Source organism: Streptomyces sp. G-G2 (assembly GCF_030063135.1).
Classification (GTDB): domain Bacteria; phylum Actinomycetota; class Actinomycetes; order Streptomycetales; family Streptomycetaceae; genus Streptomyces.
On the sequence record NZ_JASISO010000130.1, the window covers coordinates 1 to 1,041 of the forward strand.

General features: G+C 68.4%; 2 protein-coding genes, 1 pseudogene and 1 other annotated feature. All 3 genes and pseudogenes read right to left on the reverse strand.

What is annotated here, in order from left to right; all coding sequences use genetic code 11:
- Positions 1-193, reverse strand: a pseudogene (locus QMF80_RS38555) (hypothetical protein); the annotation flags it as partial.
- On the reverse strand, positions 141-674 hold the full coding sequence (locus tag QMF80_RS37900; protein ID WP_283461976.1) for an IS3 family transposase: 534 nt from the start codon (positions 672-674) through the stop codon (positions 141-143). The pseudogene QMF80_RS38555 and the gene QMF80_RS37900, both read right to left, overlap by 53 nt.
- Positions 582-710, reverse strand: a sequence feature (AL1L pseudoknot). (Overlaps the previous gene by 93 nt.)
- Positions 671-988, reverse strand: coding sequence for a transposase (locus QMF80_RS37905; protein ID WP_283461978.1), 318 nt, complete (start codon positions 986-988; stop codon positions 671-673). It overlaps the preceding feature by 40 nt. Before QMF80_RS37905 ends, QMF80_RS37900 begins: the two co-directional genes overlap by 4 nt.
- Positions 989-1,041: the final 53 nt, after the last annotated feature.

Here is a 1,041-nt window from a genome sequence, read left to right on the forward strand (position 1 = left end):
CCGAAGCAACGGCGGCCTCCTGTTCGAGGCGCTCGGTGTAACGCAGAGCTCGATACTGGACTCCGCGGTCCGAGTGATGTGTGAGGCCGCTGAGGTCTGCGCCGGTGTGCCGGCGGCGCCAGATCGCCATCTCCAGGGCGTCAAGGGCGAGGTCGGTGTAGAGGCTGGTGGCGACCTGCCAGCCGACGACCATGCGGGAGAAGACGTCGATGACGAACGCGGCGTAGACCCAGCCGGAAAAGGGTTCTGATGTAGGTGATGTCCGCGACCCACAGCTGGTTCGGGGCGGTGGCGGTGAACTGCCGCTCGACCAGGTCGGCCGGCCGGTCGGTCTCGGGGGCGGGACGTGTGGTGCGCGGGCTCTTGGCCCGGATCACCCCGCGCAGTCCGGCCTGGCGCATGAGGCGTTCGACCGTGCAGCGGGCCACCGTGAAGCCCTCGCGTACCAGGGCGGCATGGATTTTGCGGGCTCCGTAGACGGCGTAGTTGGCGGTGTGGATGCGGCGTATCTCGTCGGTGAGTTCCTCGTCGCGCCGGCTGCGGGCCGACGGTGCGCGGGTGTGGGCGGCGTAGTACGTGCTCGGCGCGATCGGCGCGTCCGTCTCGGCGAGGACGTCGCAGATCGGCTGGACGCCGAACGGTTTCTTGTACTGGTCGATGTAAGCGACCTTCATCGCAGTGGACGGTCCAGCTCCGCGGCGAAGAAAGCCGAGGCGGACTTCAATATCGCGTTCGCCCGCCGCAGTTCCTTCACCTCCCGTTCCAGCTCCGCGATCCGGGCAGCCTCGGCGCTGGTGGTCCCAGGCACGATGCCTTCGTCGGTCTCGGCCCGCTTGACCCACCCCCGCAGGGCCTCGGGATGCACGTCGAGCTGGTCGGCGATGCGCTTGATCGCGCCGGCTCGGCCGACCGGGTCCTTGCGGGCCTCGACCGCCAGACGCGTCGCGCGCTCACGCAGTTCGTCGGGGTATTTACGGGGAGCAGCCATGATCGGCATCCTTCCGGGTCTTCGATGTCTCCATCAAACCCGGGGCGATTCAC